Origin of the sequence: Pseudomonas sp. 3-2 (assembly GCF_019710535.1) — a bacterium.
In the GTDB taxonomy this organism is placed as follows: domain Bacteria; phylum Pseudomonadota; class Gammaproteobacteria; order Pseudomonadales; family Pseudomonadaceae; genus Aquipseudomonas; species Aquipseudomonas pharyngis.
Map to the genome: position 1 here is coordinate 5643716 of NZ_CP081200.1, position 22087 is coordinate 5665802.

17 protein-coding genes are annotated in these 22087 nt (G+C 61.5%); 11 read left to right on the forward strand and 6 right to left on the reverse strand.

Annotated elements, in window-relative coordinates:
• Positions 1-47: 47 nt before the first annotated feature.
• Positions 48-1964, reverse strand: coding sequence for a sigma-54-dependent Fis family transcriptional regulator (locus K3819_RS25610; RefSeq protein WP_221398175.1), 1917 nt, complete (start codon positions 1962-1964; stop codon positions 48-50).
• Positions 1965-2263: 299 nt separating this feature from the next.
• On the opposite strand from K3819_RS25610, the gene K3819_RS25615 reads away from it, so the two are divergent.
• From K3819_RS25615 to K3819_RS25665, 11 genes are all read left to right on the forward strand, one after another.
• A complete protein-coding gene (locus K3819_RS25615; protein ID WP_134020938.1) occupies positions 2264-3784 on the forward strand; it encodes an aldehyde dehydrogenase family protein in 1521 nt (506 codons plus the stop codon).
• A 278-nt stretch (positions 3785-4062) separates the two neighbouring features.
• On the forward strand, positions 4063-5433 hold the full coding sequence (gene eat / locus K3819_RS25620; protein WP_039771884.1) for an ethanolamine permease: 1371 nt from the start codon (positions 4063-4065) through the stop codon (positions 5431-5433).
• Between the two features lie 191 nt (positions 5434-5624).
• On the forward strand, positions 5625-7019 hold the full coding sequence (locus K3819_RS25625) for an ethanolamine ammonia-lyase subunit EutB (protein ID WP_085612538.1): 1395 nt from the start codon (positions 5625-5627) through the stop codon (positions 7017-7019).
• Positions 7016-7849, forward strand: a complete 834-nt coding sequence (eutC, locus tag K3819_RS25630) for an ethanolamine ammonia-lyase subunit EutC (protein ID WP_371857729.1) — start codon at positions 7016-7018, stop codon at positions 7847-7849. The genes K3819_RS25625 and eutC overlap by 4 nt, the downstream gene beginning before the upstream one ends.
• A 116-nt stretch (positions 7850-7965) precedes the next feature.
• The gene (locus tag K3819_RS25635) at positions 7966-8427 is read left to right on the forward strand and encodes an N-acetyltransferase (RefSeq protein WP_042610602.1); all 462 of its coding nucleotides are present in this window, start codon (positions 7966-7968) and stop codon (positions 8425-8427) included.
• Positions 8428-8654: 227 nt separating this feature from the next.
• Positions 8655-9305: a DedA family protein gene (locus tag K3819_RS25640; RefSeq protein ID WP_011336118.1), complete on the forward strand. Its 651-nt coding sequence runs from the start codon at positions 8655-8657 to the stop codon at positions 9303-9305.
• Between the two features lie 4 nt (positions 9306-9309).
• Positions 9310-10122 (forward strand): zinc-dependent peptidase, encoded by an 813-nt coding sequence (locus K3819_RS25645; protein ID WP_221398176.1) that lies wholly within the window; start codon positions 9310-9312, stop codon positions 10120-10122.
• Positions 10123-10236: 114 nt separating this feature from the next.
• On the forward strand, positions 10237-10764 hold the full coding sequence (ppa, locus tag K3819_RS25650) for an inorganic diphosphatase (RefSeq protein WP_007933577.1): 528 nt from the start codon (positions 10237-10239) through the stop codon (positions 10762-10764).
• A 221-nt stretch (positions 10765-10985) separates the two neighbouring features.
• A complete protein-coding gene (locus K3819_RS25655; protein ID WP_221398177.1) occupies positions 10986-11726 on the forward strand; it encodes a helix-turn-helix transcriptional regulator in 741 nt (246 codons plus the stop codon).
• Positions 11727-12135: 409 nt separating this feature from the next.
• Entirely contained in the window at positions 12136-12375 is a 240-nt protein-coding gene (locus K3819_RS25660) for a type II toxin-antitoxin system RelB/DinJ family antitoxin (RefSeq protein WP_085608779.1), read from the forward strand.
• Positions 12365-12661 carry a type II toxin-antitoxin system RelE/ParE family toxin gene (locus K3819_RS25665; protein WP_085612534.1) on the forward strand — a complete coding sequence of 99 codons (297 nt, stop codon included), beginning with the start codon at positions 12365-12367 and terminating at the stop codon, positions 12659-12661. Before K3819_RS25660 ends, K3819_RS25665 begins: the two co-directional genes overlap by 11 nt.
• 61 nt (positions 12662-12722) lie before the next feature.
• On the opposite strand, the gene K3819_RS25670 is transcribed toward K3819_RS25665, so the two are convergent.
• Genes K3819_RS25670 through K3819_RS25690 form a run of 5 tightly spaced genes read right to left on the reverse strand, consistent with a single transcriptional unit; the run spans position 12723 to position 22069 of the window.
• Positions 12723-13535 (reverse strand): YfaP family protein, encoded by an 813-nt coding sequence (locus K3819_RS25670; RefSeq protein WP_221398178.1) that lies wholly within the window; start codon positions 13533-13535, stop codon positions 12723-12725.
• A 3-nt stretch (positions 13536-13538) separates the two neighbouring features.
• Complete coding sequence (locus tag K3819_RS25675) at positions 13539-15158, reverse strand: DUF2300 domain-containing protein (RefSeq protein WP_221398179.1); 1620 nt, start codon at positions 15156-15158, stop codon at positions 13539-13541.
• A 1-nt stretch (position 15159) separates the two neighbouring features.
• On the reverse strand, positions 15160-19725 hold the full coding sequence (locus tag K3819_RS25680; protein WP_221398180.1) for an alpha-2-macroglobulin: 4566 nt from the start codon (positions 19723-19725) through the stop codon (positions 15160-15162).
• The gene (locus tag K3819_RS25685) at positions 19722-20387 is read right to left on the reverse strand and encodes a DUF1175 domain-containing protein (RefSeq protein ID WP_085612530.1); all 666 of its coding nucleotides are present in this window, start codon (positions 20385-20387) and stop codon (positions 19722-19724) included. The genes K3819_RS25680 and K3819_RS25685 overlap by 4 nt, the downstream gene beginning before the upstream one ends.
• Complete coding sequence (locus tag K3819_RS25690; RefSeq protein ID WP_221398181.1) at positions 20357-22069, reverse strand: DUF2138 domain-containing protein; 1713 nt, start codon at positions 22067-22069, stop codon at positions 20357-20359. Before K3819_RS25690 ends, K3819_RS25685 begins: the two co-directional genes overlap by 31 nt.
• Positions 22070-22087: the final 18 nt, after the last annotated feature.

Here is a 22087-nt window from a genome sequence, read left to right on the forward strand (position 1 = left end):
GAAATCGCACTCTTTAGCTGATCACCCGACCTTGTCGGGAGGGGGATTCAAGCAGTTCGGGCGATCCCGTGCTTGCGCAGCTTTCTGTAGAGCGTATTGCGACTGACGCCCAGTTGCTGCGCCGTGTGGGTCATGTGCCAGCGCGTGTGTTCCAGCGCACTGAGCAACGCCAGCCGCTCGGCATCTTCCAGCGGCTGTCCGGACGCCGCTTCATCGGTTTTGACCAACAGTGGCTGCACCTGCCGAAACATCGCCGGCAGATCCTCCAGTCCGATCCGCCCTTCATCGCACAACGCCGCCAGCGTACGCAGCACATTGCGCATCTGCCGCACATTGCCCGGCCAGTTGAAGCCCAGCAACGCCTGGCGCGCCGGCTCTTCGATCAGGATCGTTTCCCCGCCCGCCTCTTCGGCCAGCAGAAAATCCAGCAGCTGCGACTTGTCACTGCGCTCGCGCAACGGTGGAAGCGCCACTTCCAGCCCGTTGAGCCGGTAGTACAAGTCTTCCCGGAAACCGCCGTCGCCAACCCGCTCCAGCAGATTGCGGTGGGTGGCGCTGATGATCCGCACGTTGACCGCTTCCGGCTCGCCACCGATCGGCACCACTTGCCGGTCTTCCAGCACTCGCAGCAAACGGGTTTGCAGAGCCAGCGGCATGTCGCCGATTTCATCGAGGAACAGCGTGCCGCCATCGGCCTGCTGCAGCTTTCCGCGCATGCCGTCCTTGCGCGCGCCGGTGAAACTGCCGCCGCGATAGCCGAACAGTTCGCTCTCGATCAGGCTTTCGGGAATCGCCGCGCAGTTGAGGGCAACGAAGGCTTTGCCGGCGCGCTGACTGGCGTTGTGCACAGCCTTGGCGAATGCCTCCTTGCCGGAGCCGGTTTCACCGTTGATCAGCAGCGGCACGTCACGCTCGAATACCCGCAACGACTTGCGAAAATCCGCCTGCAACGCCGCATCACCGAGACAAATGCCTGCAAGACGCGGCGCTTCGACCGGCGTGGGAACCGGCGCGACCGGCAGCGGCCGACGGGTTTCGCCGCGCAGCACCGCAAACAGATGCCGCCCGTCACGAGTGCGCAACGGCCAACTGGCGCTGGCATTGGCACTGGCGCGCCCGAGCAATTCATCCAGCGAACAATCGAAAAACGCCTCAACCGGTTTACCGAGCAAGCCGCCACGAATGTGCCCGAGCAAATTCAATGCGCTCTGATTGACCGCGCTGATCCGCCCTTCCCCGTCAAACGCCAGCAGCCCTTCGCTGAACAGCCCGACGGACTCGGCCTGGAGATGAAAACGCAGCAACCATTGGTTATCGAAACAGCGCAGGAAGTAGCAGCTCTCGATCATCTTCGCCGACAGATTGACCAGCGTCATGGTGTGGAACTGGCTCTGGCGCGATACGTCATGCCGGGCCGAGGAAACGTCGAGCACCGCCAGCAGTTCGCCGTGCGGGTCGAACACCGGGCTCGCCGAGCAGGTCAAGCCCGTGTGACGGCCGCGAAAGTGTTCGTCCTGATGAATCGTCAGGGCCTGACGCTCCACCAGACAGGTGCCGATGCCGTTGGTGCCCTCGCAGGCCTCGCTCCAGTCGGAACCCAGCCACAGGCCGGCGCGTTCGAAAATCTTGCGTTCAGCGGGAGCGGTGACGCAGTTCAGGATCACCCCGCGCGCGTCGGTCAGCAGCACCGCGTGGCCGGCGCCGGAGAGTTGTTGATGCAGGCTGCTCATTTCATTGCCGGCAATCTGCAACACCTGTTGCAGCCGTTCGCGGCTTTCGAGGATTCGACCGTGTTCGAGCACGGTCGGCGCCATGGTCAGGGCCGGGTCGAGGTGATAGTCCTCAAGACAACGCAGCCACGAACGGGCAATCGACGGGTCGGCACCGGGGCCGTGCAGGTGCGGCTTGCCCTGGGTGACGGTGAGAACCTGCCGGGCATGGCGACTCAAATGATTGTCGTGCATTTCTTATTATTCTCCCCGAGGCTCATCGGCCCATGCGTGAAGTGGTGCCCAGCATCCTCCAGCCCACCGGTCTTTGCAATGCTGGCAAGACCGCCCGGTCACGGGCTGTGCCAGAAGCGGTACAAACTGTCACCCGGGCTGTACCGATACCGTCACAGATGCTTGCCACTTGTCCGACAGAAATCACGCAAGGCCTTGATTTGCCTGACCTGCACGGCAGTGGCCCGGCCTTTGCTCTACGCTTATAGCAAGCGCTCATGCGCGTCTCTCTGATAAGTACAACAGCCAAGGAGAACATCATGCGTTACGCTCACCCCGGTACTGAAGGCGCCAAAGTCTCGTTCAAGAGCAAGTACGGTAACTACATCGGCGGCGAGTTCGTCGCGCCTGTCAAAGGTCAGTACTTCACCAATACCTCGCCAGTAAATGGCCAACCGATTGCCGAATTCCCGCGCTCCACGGCCGAAGACATCGAAAAAGCCCTGGACGCCGCCCACGCCGCTGCCGATGCCTGGGGCTCGACTTCCGCCCAGGCGCGCTCGCTGATCCTGCTGAAAATCGCCGACCGCATCGAACAGAACCTCGAAACCCTGGCGATCACCGAAACCTGGGACAACGGCAAAGCCATCCGCGAAACCCTCAACGCCGACATCCCGCTGGCCGCTGACCACTTCCGCTATTTCGCCGGTTGCCTGCGCGCCCAGGAAGGCAGCGCCGCCGAGATCGACGGCAACACCGTCGCCTATCACATCCATGAACCATTGGGCGTGGTCGGCCAGATCATCCCGTGGAACTTCCCGATCCTGATGGCTGCGTGGAAACTCGCCCCGGCCCTGGCCGCTGGCAACTGCGTGGTGCTCAAACCTGCCGAGCAAACCCCGCTGGGCATCAGCGTGCTGCTGGAACTGATCGGTGACCTGCTGCCGCCGGGCGTGCTTAACGTTGTCCAAGGGTTCGGCAAAGAAGCCGGCGAAGCCCTGGCCACCAGCAAACGCATCGCCAAGATCGCCTTCACCGGCTCGACCCCGGTCGGCTCGCACATCATGAAATGCGCCGCCGAAAACATCATTCCGTCCACCGTTGAGCTGGGCGGCAAGTCGCCGAACATCTTCTTCGAAGACATCATGCAGGCCGAGCCAAGCTTCATTGAAAAAGCCGCCGAAGGCCTGGTGCTGGCGTTTTTCAACCAGGGCGAAGTCTGCACCTGCCCGTCCCGTGCACTGGTTCAGGAATCGATCTATCCGCAGTTCATGGAAGCGGTGATGAAGAAAGTCAGCCAGATCAAACGTGGCGACCCACTCGACACCGACACCATGGTCGGCGCCCAGGCGTCCGAGCAGCAATTCGACAAGATCCTGTCGTACCTGGAAATCGCCAAGGGCGAAGGTGCCGAACTGCTGACCGGCGGCAAGGTGGAAAAACTCGAGGGCAGCCTGGCGACCGGGTATTACATCCAGCCGACGCTGCTCAAGGGCACCAACAAGATGCGTGTGTTCCAGGAAGAAATATTCGGCCCGGTGGTGAGTATCACCACCTTCAAGGACGAAGCCGAAGCCCTGGCGATTGCCAACGACACCGAGTTCGGCCTCGGCGCCGGCCTCTGGACCCGCGACATCAACCGCGCCTATCGCATGGGCCGCGCCATCAAGGCCGGTCGTGTATGGACCAACTGCTACCACCTGTACCCGGCGCACGCCGCGTTCGGCGGGTACAAGAAGTCCGGCGTCGGCCGGGAAACCCACAAGATGATGCTCGACCACTACCAGCAGACCAAAAACCTGCTGGTGAGCTACGACATCAATCCGCTGGGCTTCTTCTAAAACACGGGCTAGGCAGGTGTTTTTGCCTAGCCTTTCTACCGCTATCGCGAGCAGGCTCGCTCCCACACTTACAACGCGTTCCCCCTGTGGGAGCGAGCCTGCTCGCGATTGGCGTCCTTGATGACTACATACATAGCCTGGCCGCTCTGGCACGGGCCTTGCGTACCCGTCATTCAGGATTTGCCTGAACACTGCCGCTGCGTGAACAGCCTCCACCCACCCAACCGCTACTCCTGAAAGTCCAACAGATCGAACAATAAAAAAGACAGAGAGGACTTATGACTTCCACCACACAGCTCAAACCCACACTCGGCACCCTGCACCTCTGGGGCATTGCCGTCGGCCTGGTGATTTCCGGCGAATACTTCGGCTGGAGTTACGGCTGGGGCACCGCGGGAACCCTGGGTTTCCTGGTCACGGCCCTGATGGTCGCGACCATGTACACCTGCTTCATCTTCAGTTTCACCGAACTGACCACCGCGATTCCTCACGCGGGCGGGCCGTTTGCCTACAGCCGTCGGGCGTTCGGCGAAAAAGGCGGATTGATCGCCGGCATCGCCACCCTGATCGAATTCGTGTTCGCCCCGCCGGCCATTGCCATGGCCATCGGCGCCTATCTGAATGTGCAATATCCGGGGCTCGATCCCAAACTTGCGGCGGTCGGCGCGTATTTTGTGTTCATGACCCTGAACATCCTCGGCGTCAGCATCGCCGCGACCTTCGAGCTGGTGGTGACCGTGCTCGCTGTCGCCGAATTGCTGGTGTTCATGGGCGTGGTCGCACCGGGCTTCAGCTTCAGCAACTTTGTGCTGAACGGCTGGTCAGGCGCCAATGAGTTTACGATGGGCGCGATTCCTGGCATTTTCGCCGCTATTCCCTTCGCGATCTGGTTCTTCCTCGCCATCGAAGGCGCGGCCATGGCGGCCGAGGAAGCCAAGGACCCGAAACGCACGATTCCACGGGCCTACGTCAGCGGCATCCTGACCCTGGTGTTCCTGGCCATTGGCGTGATGGTGATGGCTGGCGGCGTCGGCGACTGGCGTCAACTGTCGAACATCAACGATCCGCTGCCGCAGGCAATGAAAGCGGTAGTCGGCAACAATTCGACCTGGATGCACATGCTGGTGTGGATCGGCCTGTTCGGGCTGGTGGCGAGTTTCCACGGGATCATCCTCGGCTACTCGCGACAGTTCTTTGCCCTGGCCAGGGCCGGTTATCTGCCCAAAGGTCTGGCCAAACTCTCGCGCTTCCAGACGCCGCACCGGGCGATCCTGGCGGGCGGCGTGGTCGGCATCGCGGCAATCTACAGCGACGGTCTGGTCAATCTGCAAGGCATGACCCTGACGGCGGCAATGATCACCATGTCGGTGTTCGGCGCCATCGTGATGTACATCATCAGCATGCTCAGCCTGTTCAAACTGCGCAAAACCGAGCCGAATCTGGAACGCACCTTCCGCGCGCCCGGTTACCCGGTGGTGCCGGCCATCGCGCTGTTTCTGGCGCTGGTGTGCCTGGTGGCGATGGCCTGGTTCAACACGCTGATCGGTTGTGTGTTCCTCGGGTTCATGGCCGCTGGCTACCTGTACTTCCAGCTGACCGCCAAGCAACGCTCCGAAGCACCGGCAGACGCTATGCTCGAAGGTATATGAGTTGCACCGGCACCGCGCCTTTCGCCCGGTGCCCGCTATATAGAAGTGCATAAAGATCCAATGTGGGAGCGGGCTTGCTCGCGAATGCGGTGCGTCATTCAACAATGATGTCGCCTGACACGACGCCTTCGCGAGCAAGCCCGCTCCCACAGGGGATCGAGTTATCCACAGAATCAGGAGGAACGCGCCCAATGGCCGCATTTGCTCATACCGTCGGCGCCCAGACCTATCGTTTCGACAGCCTCAAGGACGTGATGGCCAAGGCCAGCCCGGCACGCTCCGGGGATTTCCTGGCCGGCGTCGCCGCGCTCAACGATGGCGAGCGGGTAGCCGCGCAAATGGCACTGGCCGACATCCCGCTCACGCATTTCCTGCAGGAAGCGCTGATTCCCTACGAAACCGATGAAGTCACCCGACTGATCATCGACACCCACGATAAACAGGCTTTCGCCGTGGTCAGCCATCTCACCGTCGGCGGTTTTCGCGACTGGCTGCTCAGTGACGCCGCCGATGAAACCAGCCTGCGCGCCCTCGCCCCCGGCCTGACGCCGGAAATGGTCGCTGCCGTGTCGAAGATCATGCGCGTGCAGGATCTGGTGCTGGTGGCGCAGAAGATCCGCGTGGTCACGAAGTTTCGCGGCACCCTCGGCATGCGTGGGCGGTTATCCACAAGGCTGCAACCCAATCATCCGACTGACGAGCCGTCCGGCATCGCCGCGAGCATTCTCGACGGTCTGCTGTACGGCAATGGCGACGCGATGATCGGCATCAACCCGGCCACCGACAGCATCGCCTCGATCTGCGCGATGCTGGAAATGCTCGACGCGATCATCCAGCGCTACGACATTCCGACCCAGGCCTGCGTGCTGACACACGTCACCACCTCTATAGAAGCGATCAACCGTGGGGTGCCACTGGATCTGGTGTTCCAGTCGATTGCCGGCACCGAAGCGGCCAACGCCAGTTTCGGTATCAACCTGAACATCTTGCAGGAAGGTTATGAAGCGGGCCTGAGCCTCAATCGCGGCACACTCGGGCGGAACCTGATGTATTTCGAAACCGGTCAGGGCAGCGCGCTGTCGGCCAACGCCCACCACGGCGTCGATCAACAGACCTGCGAGACAAGGGCCTACGCCGTGGCGCGCCATTTCAAGCCGTTTCTGGTGAACACCGTCGTAGGATTCATCGGCCCGGAATACCTCTACAACGGCAAACAGATTATCCGCGCCGGCCTCGAAGACCACTTCTGCGGCAAGTTGCTCGGCGTGCCGATGGGCTGCGATATCTGCTACACCAACCACGCCGAAGCCGACCAGGACGACATGGACACCCTGCTGACCCTGCTCGGCGTGGCCGGGATCAACTTCATCATGGGCATCCCCGGTTCCGACGACATCATGCTCAACTACCAGACCACTTCGTTCCACGACGCGCTCTACGCGCGCCAGACCCTGGGCCTGAAACCGGCGCCGGAGTTCGAGCAGTGGCTGGCGAACATGGGCATTTTCACTCAGGCGGATGGCAAGGTCCGCTTCGGCAACAACCTGCCGCCGGCCTTTCGTCAGGCCTTGGCGCAACTGGGATGAGTCAGATGGAAAAACCACCCGTCGATCCACAAAACCCATGTCTGGAGCTGCGTCGTCTGACCCCGGCGCGCATTGCCCTCGGTCGTACTGGCACCAGTCTGCCAACCAGTGCACAGCTGGATTTCCAGTACGCCCACGCCCAGGCGCGGGACGCCGTGCATTTGCCGTTCGATCACGCCGCGCTCAGCGCCCAACTGACCGAGCGCCAACGCGACAGTCTGCTGCTGCACAGCGCGGCGGTGGATCGCAACAGCTACCTGCAACGCCCGGATCTGGGGCGCAAGCTGAGCGATCAATCGGCGCGAGCCCTGCGCGAATACGCCGAGGCGCATCCGGGCGGCGTGGATCTGGTGATGGTGGTGGCGGACGGCCTCTCGGCACTGGCGGTGCATCGGCATACCCTGCCGTTTCTCACCCGCCTGGAAGAACAGATGAGCGCCGACCAATGGTCGACTGCGCCGGTGGTGCTGGTGGAACAGGGACGCGTGGCGATTGGCGATGAAATCGGCCAGTTGCTGGGCGCCAGAATGGTTGTGATGCTGATTGGAGAGCGTCCGGGCCTCAGTTCGCCGGACAGCCTGGGTTTATATTTCACCTACAATCCAAAGGTCGGCCTCACGGATGCTTACCGCAATTGCATCTCCAATGTGCGGCTGGAAGGGCTCAGCTATGGCATGGCGGCGCATCGCTTGCTGTATCTGATGCGCGAAGCCTGTCGGCGCCAGCTGTCGGGCGTCAATCTGAAGGACGAGGCGCAGGTTCAGACGCTGGAATCGGAAGCCGGTGCAGACATGAAGAGTAATTTCCTACTCGATCTGCCCCCAGCCTGAACCGTTTCCGCATTGCCTTTCTGCGCCGGTTTCAGGCAGGATCGATGCACGGCCGCCCGGGTTTCCCATCGCCGTCAGAGCACGTGAAGACAGCCACTTGAAGGACGAGACCTACCATGCGGATTATCCAAGCGACCCTCGAACACCTGGATTTGCTGACCCCGTTGTTCGTTAAGTACCGCGAGTTCTACGGCTCCCTGCCCTATCCGGACTCGTCCCGGGCCTTTCTCGAAAAGCGCCTGCGACGCAAGGAATCGGTGATCTACCTGGCCCTGGCCGATGACGACGACAGGAAGCTCATGGGCTTCTGCCAGCTCTACCCGAGCTTTTCCTCCCTGTCGCTCAAGCGCGTGTGGATCCTCAACGACATCTACGTCGCCGAAGACGCCCGCCGCCAGTTGGTAGCCGACAACCTGATCCGCACCGCCAAGAAAATGGCCAAGGAAACCCAGGCCGTGCGCATGCGCGTCTCCACCAGCGCCGACAACGAAGTGGCGCAGAAAACCTATGAATCCATCGGGTTCAAGGAAGACACCGAGTTCAAGAACTACGTGCTGCCGATCAGCGACGAGCTCTGATCGCCGAGTGTCCTGCGGGGAGGGAGCCGACTCCCTCCCCAAAATGAATGCCAACCCGACATTTATTCACACCGACATCCCCCGCTACAAAACCAACGCGCTTTTCACCCCTCAGCCCGTATAATCCCGATCTTTCCGGCTTGTAAGAAAAACTACACCCGCTTGTAGGCTTACACGAAGTCATCCGCACAGGTCTGCCGAGTCAGACCGTCACCACAGGTGCCTCCATGGATTTCAACCCGCTCGACCTTATCCTGCATCTCGATGTTTACCTCGACCTGCTGGTGAATAATTACGGGCCATGGATCTACGCCATCCTGTTTCTGGTGATCTTCTGCGAGACCGGTCTGGTGGTGATGCCATTCCTGCCGGGTGATTCCCTGCTGTTCATCGCCGGCGCAGTGGCTGCGGGCGGCGGTATGGACCCGGTATTGCTGGCGGGCTTGCTGATGCTCGCGGCGATTCTCGGCGACAGTACCAACTACGTGATCGGGCGAACGGCGGGTGAAAAGCTGTTCAGCAATCCGAACTCGAAAATCTTCCGCCGCGACTATCTGCAACAGACCCACGATTTCTACGACAAGCACGGCGGAAAAACCGTGACCCTGGCGCGCTTCCTGCCGATCATCCGCACCTTTGCACCGTTCGTCGCCGGTGTCGCGAAGATGCCTTACCCGCGGTTCTTCGGCTTCAGCGTGTTCGGCACGGTTTTGTGGGTCGGCGGTCTGGTGACGCTGGGTTATTTCTTCGGCAACGTGCCGTTCATCAAGAAGAACCTGTCGCTGCTGGTGGTCGGCATCATCCTGCTGTCGCTGATTCCGATGATCATCGGCGTGGTTCGCAGCCGTTTCGGCGGCACCAAAGCCCAATCGCACTAAGCCGATGTGGTCGCTGAGCGCCTGGCGCCGCCGGCGCATTCTGGCCAGGCACCCGATTGCCGACGAACTGTGGCAGCGGGTGCGCCATCACCTGAGTTTTCTCGATGGCATCACGCCCGCTGAAGACCAGTGGCTGCGTGAAGCCAGCGTGCTGTTCCTCGAAGACAAACACCTGACCGCCCTGCCCGGCGTCGAGCTGCACCAGGAACAACGCCTGCTGCTCGCTGCCCAGGCGCAATTGCCGCTTTTGCATCTCGGCGATCTGAACTGGTATCAGGGTTTCCACGAAATCGTCCTCTACCCCGACGACTTCCTCAGCCCCCAGCGCCATCGCGATGCCAGCGGCGTCGAGCATGAGTGGGACGGCGAACACAGCGGCGAAGCGTGGCAACAAGGGCCGATCATCCTCGCCTGGCCCGGCGTGATGGCCAGTGGTGGCTGGGAAGGCTACAACCTGGTGATCCACGAACTGGCGCACAAGCTCGACATGCTCAACGGTGACGCCAACGGCCTGCCCCCGCTGCATGCCGACATGCGGGTGAAAGACTGGGCCGAAGTGATGCAGTCAGCGTACGACGACCTCAATCGCCAGCTCGACCGCCATCCCGACGCCGAAACCGCCATCGACCCGTATGCCGCCGAGAACCCGGCTGAGTTCTTCGCCGTCACCAGTGAGTACTTCTTCAGCGCTCCGGACTTGTTGCACGAGGCTTACCCACAGGTGTATGCGCAGTTGCAGCTTTTCTATCGCCAGGATCCGTTGACCCGCCTGAAGCAACTTCAGGCCAGCGACCCGGTCTATCAGGCTCACGAGTAAAGGTCTGCACGACTTCCGGTACATGGCGTCCACGGCAGAATATGCCTATAATCGCCGCCACTTTTTGGTCAATCCGGCCAAGTGTTTTTGGTCAACTAACGGGGGCAAAGCCCAATGAGCTACAGCAAGATTCCGGCTGGCAAAGACCTGCCGAACGACATCTACGTCGCGATCGAGATCCCGGCCAACCACGCGCCGATCAAATACGAAATCGACAAAGACAGCGATTGCCTGTTCGTTGACCGTTTCATGGCCACCCCGATGTTCTACCCGGCCAACTACGGTTACATCCCGAACACCCTGGCTGACGACGGTGATCCCCTCGATGTGCTGGTCGTGACCCCTTACCCGGTTGCTCCAGGTTCGGTGATCCGCGCGCGTCCGGTCGGCATCCTGAACATGACCGACGACGGCGGCGGCGATGCCAAAGTCATCGCCGTTCCACACGACAAGCTGTCCCAGCTGTACGTGGACGTGAAGGAATACACCGACCTGCCAGCCCTGCTGATCCAGCAGATCGAGCACTTCTTCGCGAACTACAAAGATCTCGAAAAAGGCAAATGGGTGAAAATCGAAGGCTGGGACGGCGCTGACGCTGCCCGCGCCGCGATCACCAAGTCGGTTGCTGCCTACAAAGGCTAAGCCTCGCGACCTGCGACACGCTTGAAGAAAACCCCGGTTGATCCGGGGTTTTTTGTGCCTGCCCGAAAGGTTCTTAAACAGCTTGTTTATGGCGACCTACAGAAAAGTTTTAGTGTGTGTAATTTCCCACAAGAACGTCTTACATCCCGTCGCAAAATTTGCCCTGATTTTGAACGCAAGGTTTATTCAAACCGCTCTAGGCCGGTCGTAGACTCGTGTTTATGAGAAAGAACACTAGCGGTCCAAGATTCAAGGCACTCCTGGAAGCTGCGAACATCACCACCACGGGATTCGCAAAGTTCTGGGGCACGGAAGCCCAAAACGTTCATAACTGGTACACCCGGGGCGTACCCGCGTACCGCATGGAAGAAGTTGCGCGCCTGCTGTCCGTCAACAGCCAATGGCTGAAGACCGGCGAAGGCCCGAAAGACGCCCCGCACCTGCATACGGAGTCGGGCGACATCCTCGATGCCCATGCCATTCGCGGCGTCTACACGGTGCTCGAAACCAACGACATCGAACTGCCGCTCTACAAGGAAGCCCCGACTGCCCCTGGTTCCGACAAGACCCACGTCATCAAGGACCCGGACCAAACCATCCGTTTGCCCCGCAGCCACCTCGAAGCCCTGGAAATTCGTCACACCGATGCCATCTGCACCCACATGATCGGCAACAGCATGGCCGAGAAAATCGAAGACGGCTCAACCCTCGCCATCGACCGCGGCCTCACCCAGGTGGTGGACGGCGAAATCTACGCCATCGAACACGACGGCATGCTGCGCATCAAATACCTGCACCGCATGCCCGGCAACGCCCTGCGCCTGCGCAGCCACAACAGCGCCGAATACCCGGACGAGATCTTCCGGGCCTCACAGATCGAAGAGCAGAGGATTCATGTGTTGGGATGGGTGTTCTGGTGGTCGACGCTGGGCAAGCGGCGGCCGGTGGTGCCGTTTCTCTGATCCTGCTTCTGTCGTGAGGGGCAACCGGCCCGGATAGTCGGTACAAATACGGGATTTTTCATGGATAGAACGCTCTATCCCGCACTTCGCACTGGGAATCCCCAACAAAACTCAGTATCCTGCGCCCCACATTCGCGCATCGACCCGCCAAGCGGCCCAGATGACGCCTGACGCGGCAGACCACTGTCTGACCAAGTCCCACAGCCGGACGCAAGATCCGGATGTACGTTTTGAAGGCTGGCGCGGTTTACCAAAAATAAACCAAGCCAGTCCCCGAGAAGCCGGCCACAAGCCGGCTTTTTAATGCCTGCCAAAAGCCAATGCCTACCGTCCGAATTCAGAATCGCCGCTTGCCGGATACCAAACGCGCTTGTACCGTAAAGACAAACGTCATTACAGGTAATCCATCATGGCATCCATCAACATTCGTATCGACGACGAACTGAAAAAACGCGCCTTCGCAGAGCTGGAAAAGCTCGGGCTTTCGCCCTCAGAGCTTCTGCGCCAAACGCTTCAATACGTCGCGGACCGGGGCAAATTGCCGTTCAAAGCGGCATTGCTCAGTGAAGAGGATGAAGCGCTTATCGCCGTGGTCACTGAACGTCTTGCCGCTCCTCAGCGAGTCAAGGTAAGTCTGGATGACCTATAACCTTGAGTTTGATCGTCGTGCATTGAAGGAATGGAACAAGCTGGGCGATACAATTCGCGAGCAGTTCAAAAAGAAACTCTCCGAGGTTCTCGAAAATCCTCGCATAGAAGCCAACAGGCTTCGCGAGCTGCCAGATTGCTACAAGGTGAAGCTGAAAAGCGCTGGATATCGCCTGATTTATCAGGTGATTGATCTCGAAATTGTGGTGTTCGTAGTCGCTATCGGAAAGAGAGAGCGAGAGGCGGCTTATGACGCTGCACAGGATCGATTGTCGTCCCAACCCTGAGCCAGTTAATCATCAGGATCGATACTGAAATTGGGGCAGCAACCTGCTGCCCCAATTACCGTCACGGATAACTGAACGACTTCACCAGCGTCAACTCCCCCACCGCCCGCATCGGCACCAGGAACGTCTCCATCTTCTCGCTAGGCGTCCCCTCTTCTGTAATCACCGTTACCTGCGCGGTCGTCAACGGCTGCACCGCCTCTTCCCCACCCTCATCATCCCCGCGATACCCACCACCAAAATAATTCACGTACACCAGATACTGCCCCTTGATCGGCGCCGGCATGGCGAAGATTTCCGGGCCGTAACCGGTGGTCACGTCAACGTCCAAAGCCGCGCCATTGGGGGCTACGCGGTCGCCGTACCAGATGTGTGCGCCGTCAGGTGTGATGAGGTGCAGGTCGAGGTCGGTGCCGTCACTGTCCCACGCCAGCAACACCCGCAGTTTGGCCGGAGTAGCGCCACCGCTGGTGCTGAGAAACTGCGTGCGATGCCGTTGCTGGCCGTCGGGGCTGCGGACTTCGACGCTGTTGCTGCCGTTGGGAAACGAGAACGGGCGGTCGAAGCGGCCGCTGTCGTCGATTTTCAGCGGCATGCTGACGCCGTTGACGATCAGTCGGCCGGGCTCTTTGTTTTTCGGTGTGGCTTTGATTTCACCGCTGATGCGCGCGGTGTTGGCCTGGCCGAGCGGTGTGTTCACCGAGGAGGCAGGATAGTTGACGGTCTGGCGGAAGCTCTCGCCCTCGCCTTCGGGCGCGCCGCTGCGCCAACCGCCGACGGGGGTGTCGAGTTTGACGCCGTCAGCAGCGATCACCGGCGAAACCGCGGCAAATACGCAGAGCAACAGCAAGACCTGTGGATAACGGAGTGTCATGGTCTATTCCAGCAAAAGGTGACGGGCGAGCCCTTCGATATAGGTTTCATCCTGGCCATTGGGGTGAGCTTCAAAGGCCAGGTGCAGGTATTCGTGAGTCAGGTCGAGGCGGTCCTGCAAGGACAGCACGCCGCGCACGTAGATGCGCTGACGTTCGCGGTCGACGAAGGGGCGGCCAAAGGCGAGTTTGCAGACGGCGAAAGTGCTGACTTCGTTGTAGCCGGTTTCGCTTTCAAGCGTCGGACGCCAGCCGCGACGTTGCTTTTGCAGCCAGTCTTGCGCGGCGGGCAGCGCTTCACAGGACGCCACCGGGTTGTCCCAGCGACTGAGGCTCGCGCGCGGATAGGCGTGCAGCAAAATAGCGTCGTAACGCTGGCCGGCATTGGCTTGCTCGACGGCTTGCTGCCAGGCGAGTTTGTCGGGGCCGGGTTGATCGGAGTGATAGGTGACGGTGCTGCCGGCCAATACCAGGTCCGCCGTCCAAGCGGCGATGTTGCGAGATTCGGCGGAGGCCGGACGCGGTGCAACACGCTGGCGAATGCTGCTGTCGTCGATGCTCAAACATTCGCCATTGCGCGTGGCGTTTTGCAGCAGATACGTGCGGATCGCCACGGCTAACGCTTTCGCGGCTTCGGCCGGTTCAGGTTTGGCTTCACGCTCCAGCACACGGGCGACGTACTCTTCGCGATCCAGCCGAGCCACAAGCTTGTCGTTGAGCAGAAACAGCTCGCCGTCGCTGTGGATATCCAGCGCATTACCATTGGCGAATTCGACGCGGTAATCGCCCTGCAACGGGCCGGAGCTCACCACTCGATCACCGGCCAGAACCCGCGAAACCGGATAACGCGAGAACAGCCCGACCTCAACACAACGCCCCGCTTCCGCCGGCCATGATGCGGGCAACACCGTCGCTAACGCCGAACCATAATGCCGCAAAACCATCTGACTGGTGCCCCGGCCACCGGCCCAGATCGGCGAGCCATCCGCCGTCCACCCAGCGAACCCGCCCTGACGTGATTGCGGATCCTGATCGCCGAGCCAGCTCCAGGTTTTCACCCGCAAGCGCCCACCGAGTTCGCCGACGACATTGCCGTCCGCCGCGTTCAGCACCACGTCGAGCAGCACACGGCGCATCTGCTCCTGAGCCGGCAGCAAAACCAGAACCTTCAGCAAGTCAGCCACGGAAACCCGAGTAGCCGGTTGCACCGATGGCAAATCCAACAACCACGACGGCGCCTGTCGGGCTTGCCAATAGGTTCTCCAATCGCCAGCGGTTATGCCCAACCGCGCCGGCTCGAAATACAGCCCGCAGGATTTCACCAGCGCCTGATCACGCTCGATCTTGCCGCCCGCGGTGCAGCAATAAACTTCTTCCTTCGACTGCCCGCGACATGCATACGCCGGTTCCCGCGCACCGGTATCCACCAGCCACGCGTAGACAAACACCTTCCACAAACTACCCAGCGGCGTATCCAGCGACGAAGGCAACGGCTCGCGAGCGGTCAGTTGAGTGGTATTCAGCGACAGCAACTCACCCTTGTAGGCCACGCGCAACGGCTCATCCTGCGCCGTCGCCAGCGCAGGAATCACACACATCAGCAGCCAGACCAGCGGCCGGGTCATGTCAGTTGACCGTGACCTGACCAAGGGCCGCTTTCGCTTCGCGGGCCTGATGCTGCGGTGCGTAGACCTGAGTGAAGCGCACCGGCGGCAGGTTGAACTGACCCTTCTGCGAGAAGCGCACCAGATGCCGCAGGCGCAATTCACCGCTCAGCGCATCCACCGGCACCGCGTAGGCCAGTTGGCCCGGTTCGAAACGCGCCTTCTCCAGCGCGGTCGGCTCGGTGCCGTCCTTGCCCTGCAACTTGATGCCCCACGTGGTGCGCTCAACATCGGCGCCCGGCGGCAACGGCACTTCGAGCATGCCGTAGCGCAACGGTTTTGGTGCTTTGCTGGTGAGGATCACCTCGTCCAGATACAGGCTGTCGCTGGACAGCGGTTTAGTGCCGACCGGCTCCAGTTTGAAGGTGAACGCTTCATCACCCGGCACCAGACGCGACAGGCGACGAGTGATGGTTACCGCCATCGGATCGACCGCCGGTTGCTGGGTCTGGAAGCTCAGCACCGCACGCAACAGACGCTCCTGAGTGCCCGATACCGACAACACGCTCGGCACCGGCGCCGCACCTTGCCACGTCCAGTACATCTCGCCGGTCGCGCCGTAGTTTTTCTTCCAGCCTTCGCCCGGTGCCAGCGCGATGGTCGGCGACGCCTGGGCGATGCTGCGTTGCAGCCAGGTCAGCGCCAACGCACGTTCAAGGGTCGATTGCTGTGGCAACAGGCGTTGCAACAACGCTGTCGCACGAGCCTGATCGAACGATTGCAGCGACAGGTTCAGCGCTTCGGCAAACGGCTGCGAACTGACCGACAAGCGCTGTTGCGCAGCGCCCAACTGACGATTGAACGCATCCGGCAAAGCGACTTTCGACTGCGTGGCCAGCGATGCGGCCAAGACCCGCGCCGCCGCCAGACCGAGCGCCGAATCCGGATCGCCCATCACCAGACTGTCTTCGCCATCGTCCATCAAGGTTTCGGCATTGCCTTCCCCGGCCTTGGCCAGATCGTCCATCAAACCGCTGAGCAGTGTGTTGACCGGCAGATGCATCTGCTTGGCGAACGACAGAATCAGCGCCCGTTGCAGCAAAGGTGTATTCGGCGCCTGCTTGGCGTAGACCTCCAGCACCCGCTGCCAGTGCTCCGGCGGCAAGGTCAGATCGAGCACCTGGCTGGCGTTCCAGTCGGCGTAATAGGCGTAAGCGGTGAGGAACGCATCCGGTTCGCCGTCAAAGCCCCACCAGGTGAAGCTCGCCGACGGCCCGGCCATCTGCACCAGGCGCAGACGGCTGTTCTGCATGATCAGGCGCAAGCGATCGCGGATCTGCGGGCTCGACGCCAGCGACGGATAGGCGATGCTCAGCGGCAGCAAACGGCTGGCGGTCTGCTCGACGCCGCCGTACGGATAGCTGAGCAGGTCATCGAGGGCCGAACGGAACAGCGCTTGCGGGCTGTCATCCAGACGCAGGCGAATGTCGGTGGCGTCCGCCGGCAGGCTCAGCGGCGTGTCACCGCTGGCCACGTCGAGGCTCTGGGTCTGCGTCACTTGCCAGCCTTCGCCGGTCGCGGTCAGGCGCACCGCGAGGGCGTCGGCGGTTTTGCCGTCCTGCACCAGTTCGGCGGTCCATTCGCCGGTGGCCAGTGCGAAGGCCGGCAGCGGCAGGTAGTTGATGCCGTTGTTGAGGGTCACCGGCAGACGTTGTTCGGCGCCGGCGTAGTGCGTCACCAGTTCAGCCTTGACCGGTTTCTCGGCTTGGCTGAAGGCGAACACACCGAGTTGCGGCTGATCGCCCTTGCGGAATTTGCTCGGCCCGCTCCACTTCAGGTACAGCGGTTTTTCCGAACGGACGAACTGCTTCTTCTGCCCGACCTGACCGTCATCGGCAATCGCTCGCGCGGTGATGCGCCAGCGGGTCAGCGAGTCCGGCATCTTGAAGGTGAAGCGGGTCTTGCCGTCGGCGTCGGTCAGCAATTCCGGCTGCCACGCAGCGGTGTCGACGTCTTCGCGACGCGGCCGCTCCAGCACTTTCACCCCGCGCTCGCTGCGGTTGGCCTTGCCCGGTGCGCCAGGGCTGCCCGGCAACGCCACGTCGTAGCTGATGAACGACAGGCTGGCGCTGGTGCGCACGTTGTTGCGGCGCGGGTGGTAGAAGAACTGGTCGATGGTCGGCGCGACTTCCGGTTGCAACGCATAGACCATTTCATCAACCACGCTGACCGTCAGGTGCGCCGGCACAGCCTTGCCGGCGAACTGCGTGGTCAGGTCGACCGTCACGGTATCGCCCGGCTGATAGGTCTCTTTGTCAGTCTTGATCGCCACGTCGATCTGCGGCGCAACAACCTTGATCCCGGCGTTCTGGAAGCTGTACTGACCGCCCTTGGTGTAGAGCACGGAGAACGTCAGGTTCGGCGCGAAATTGTCCTTCACCGGAATGCGTGCGCGGTATTGGGTGTCGCTGAGTTTTTCCAGTTTCAGCCAGTCGCCGCCCTTGGCCAACAGCGCGGTGGCTTCGACCTTGTCGCGCTCCAGCGACAGCAGTGCATCGCTGACTGGTTCGGGGAACGTGATCAGCGCCAGCGCTTCGTCGCCAGCCTTGTACTCGGGTTTGTCGAGGACGATTTCCACCGTACCCGGCACAGCCTTCACGCCGTCGCCGGTGACCGAATGACCAGTCGCGCCAAGCACTCGGCCGTGCTGATCTTTCAGCGAAAGGTTGTAAGTGCCCGGACGATCAAAGGCGACGCTGAAGCCTTTGTCTTTCGCCGCCAGTTTGCCTTCGCCGGTGGTCTGGTCTTCGAGACGCACCCAGCTGTAGCTGCTCGGCACCACGGCCTGCGCCTGTTGGCTGCCGCCCTCGTTGGCGAAGCTGAACGCGACCTTGTCACCGACCGCGCTGAAGCGCTGCGGCGCGCTCAGGCGGAAGCTGGCGGCGCCGCGGTCGATGAGGATTTCCTTGGTGGTCTTGACCCGATACGCCGCGCCATCGCTGGCGAATACGGTGAGCATGTAGCGGCTCGGTTTGTCGGCGGCTGGCAGGTCGAGGCTCGCATTGCCCTTGCTGTCGGTGGTCAGTTCGGTGCTGGTCAGTTCCACCGGGAATTGCCCGAGGTATTGCAGCTCGTTGTCGACCATCGACAGTTGCTGGGCGCGCAGGCTCAGGGTCAGTTTGGCGTTGGCCACCGGTTTGCCGTCCGGGTACAGCAGCACCAGGCTGCCCTTCACCGGTTCGCCGGTGCGGTAATCCTGCTTGGCCAGATTCAGCGAGATTTCGAAGTGCGGCTTGATGTACTCCGCCACCCGGAACGCGCTGCTGTAGGCCTGATCCTTGTAGTTGAAACGCAGCTCGTAACCACCGGCCACCGCGTTGTCCGGCAACTGGAAACGGCCCTGGGTGCCGGCCTTGGAATCGAGTTTGAGATCGAGCCGCTGCAACTCGGTACCGGTCGCATCGAGCACGCTGACGCTGACGTCCGCTGCGCCGGGCAACACCGAGTCGCGGGGGTTCTTGAACTCGCGGCCGACGATTTTCAGCGACACCCAATCACCCGGGCGATACAGCGGCCGGTCGGTGAAAGCGTAGAGTTTGGTGTCGTAGATTTCGCTGTCGTAATAGAAGTTTTCCGAGACGAATACGCCGCCCTCTTCGTCCTCGCCGATCACGAACGAACGCTCGGGGCTGACGTGTTTCAGGCGCAGCAGACCATCGGTATCGGTGGCGCCACTGCTCATCACGCCGAGGCCGTCGGTCCACAGCACATTCACCTTCGGCACCGAGCTGCCTTCGTGCTTGCGCGCAGCCCACACCAGCAATTCATCACCGGCAATCTTGCTCACCGCCACGGTGTTGGAAACGAACACCATGGTGGTCGCGCGGTACTTGCCGATCAACGCTTCGACCAGATACAGACCCGGTTTCAGATTGCCCAACGGGATGTAGACGTTACCCGGCGCGACGCTGACGAACTCGCTGGAAGACCCGGCCAGATTGACGTCGGTCGGCGGCTGGATCGGTTTGGCCTGCCACAGCGGATAGCGGAACTGGCTGACCACCGGCAGGCCCGGAATCAGGGCGAACTGCGGTTGCGCGTCGTACGGCGTCGGCGCGGCGATGGCATTGCCCATCTTCAGCTCCGGCACTTCCTCGGTGACTTGCTGGCGCGACTCGTAAGAGAAGGCACGCTGCATCACCCGACGGGATTTGCGGTACCAGTTGTCCCACAGGTACGCCAGGGTGTTCGACAGGCCTTCGCCCTTGAACTGGCCGTCGCTGACCACGCGGTGCAGGTTCTTCTGGCGCTTGAGGAAGTCCAGCGGCTTGTCGATCTTGTACACGCGGATGTCGGCGCCGCCGTACGGTTCCATGCGGAAACGACGGTAGTCACGACCCGGCGCTTCGAGGCGCACCACTGCCTGTTCGTCGGCGGCGAAACTGCTGTCGGCCAGCAGGAAAAAGCTTTCACCGGCCACCGGCGCGTAGCCGCTTGGCTCCACGGTGTCTTCGGCATTCACGGCCGAAAACGGCAGGGTCAACAGCAACAGAAAAGGCAGTAAACGCAGCATGCGGGCACCGGTCATTGGGAGAGAAAATTCAGTCGATAGACGCCGATGAAGTTGGGGTTGGCTGCGTCGGGTATCCATCGGGTGTCCTTCCATGTCATGAGTTGCTGCAGGCTTGCCGAACGCATGCCGTTGTCGGTTGGGGTGGTCGTACCGGTGTGATAGGCGATGTAGCGGCCCATCCAGATCATCAGGTGCTGGTCGTCGCCCTGATCGAAAAACATCAGATCGCCGGGGCGCGCCTGGGACACGTCGCGGCCGATCAGATGGCTGTTGAACTGAATCAGTTTGATCGCGTTGACGTAGGGCCCGACCTTGCCGCCGCCCTGTTGCCATTGCTGGGCGAGCTTGCGCTGGTCGGCGCTCAGGTCCAGCTCCGGCGGCAGGTAGCGATTGGACACGCCATTGCTGCGCAGCCATTTGTCGTCGTGGACTTTCAGCGCTTCGTTGGCGGCAAACCGCACCAGGCCGGCGCAATCCTGCTGATACCAGCGCGGGCTCGGGCCTTTGCTCAATTGTTCCTGGGCGATGCGCACGAACCAGGCGCGAAACACCTGAGACTGCTGCGGATCGAGGGCCGGCGCCTCAACGGCTCGGGCGCCGGCGCTGAGCAAAAGCGCCAGCAAGCCGAGGCTGCGAATCAGTCTGGTCACAGCGCTTTCCACTCCAGCGGCAGCCATTGCCAGTGCCCGTCAGGCTCGCTGCCTTCCGGCAAAGTCAGGGCGTATTTGCCCATGCCGCCGAGGGTGCGCAGTTTCGGGATCAGGTAGGTTTGCGCGGCGTTGTAGAACACCGGCTCCATGTCCTGCGGCAGGCTGTCGAGGGTTTCCTGCCGGATCAGTTGCGCCATCGAATCCGGGCCGAAGTAGATCGGCATCAGCACGTCTTTCGGCAGTACGTCAGCCATCGGCGGGAAGCGTTTGTCGAGGGTGCCGAGGGCCTTGTCGACCAGTTTGTCGTCGAGGGAAAACAGCAGCGTCGAACCATGGCGCGCCAGGCTGACTTTCATGAACGCACGGCCGGTGATCGCGTCCGGATTCTCGGCATCCTTTGCCGCATACGGGCCGAAGTTGGAGCTGACCTGACGCTGCCAGAGGTGGCTCTGGCCTTCCTGTTTCTCGACCACCGGGAACGCGTGCTCGTCGACCTTGCCTTCGTAGGCACCGACCATCGAATCGAACAGCGTACCGATATCCGCGTCGAGTTTGCCGTTGTCTTCGTCGTTCAGGCTGGCCACCAGCAATGGCGTGTACAGCCGCGAATCGGCGTACCAGCACAGGCCCGCCGCGCCGGCCACGTGCTCGGTGAGTTTCTGCGCCACCGCTTCTTCGGCGCCGAGCTTCACCAGCAACGGTTTCTGCGGTTCGGCAGCGACCGGCAGGGTCACACAGGCACTGGCGCCCAGCGGCATGGCTTGCCAGACCGGTTTGAAATCGAAGTCCGGCTGGTTCTCCAGTTCGTCCATCGCGAGATAGCTGTGCCAGCCCTTGTCGTCCATGTCGAAACGCAGGCCGGCGAAATTCGGGATGAAGCGCTGGTAACCCATGGCCAGGACGCTGGAATTGACCGACAGACGTTGTTTGGTTTCAGATGTTTTGGCCGTGAGCCCGAACGCTTCGGGGAACAGTTTTTCACCATTGAGCAGCGCAGCGAGGGCTTGCGGCGAGACGTGGCCGGACTCCTCGGAAGCACCACTTTCCGGGTCGTAGAATTTGGTGGGGTTCGACAGCACCACCAGTTTGTCGCCATGGGAGGCGAACAGCAGGGATTTGCCGGCGTTGTAGGTCAGCTGATACAGCGGCACTTCGTCACCGCCGACTTTCAGGGTGCTGAGCACGCTCAGTTGCGAATCATCCAGCGCGACTTTCGCCAGCGGCTCCAGCACTTTGGCCAGCCCGCCGCGATCCATCACCAGCAGGAAATCCTTCAAGCGACCATCGGCGCCGCGCCACAACGCCACGTCTGCCGGTTGATCGAAGAGCTGCTCGATCAAGCTGTCCTGCAGCTTCAGGTCATGCTCGTAGATGATCCGCCGCAGACTGCCGATCAGCCCGAGGCGGTCGGCGTGGGTTTCGTAATAGAAGACGAAATCCTCGGTGAGCGTGGCCTTGAGGAACGGCACCGTCAGCAGGTCCTTGGGCAACTGGCTCAGGGAGCGGGTTTCCAGCAGCGCGTCCGGGCGGCTCAGGCCGAGCTTGTCGCTGGCCAGTTCCGCCGGTGGCGCCTTGGGTTTGTGCATCAGCCAGCCGAGCCCGCCCGCCACGCCGGCGACAAGGCACAGCCCGACCGCCAGTAACGGCCAGCGCCGGGAAGGTTTGCCGGCAGGTGTTACGGCGGCCGGTGCAGCAGTGTTATCGCTCATCTTTCCAGAACCCGAGTT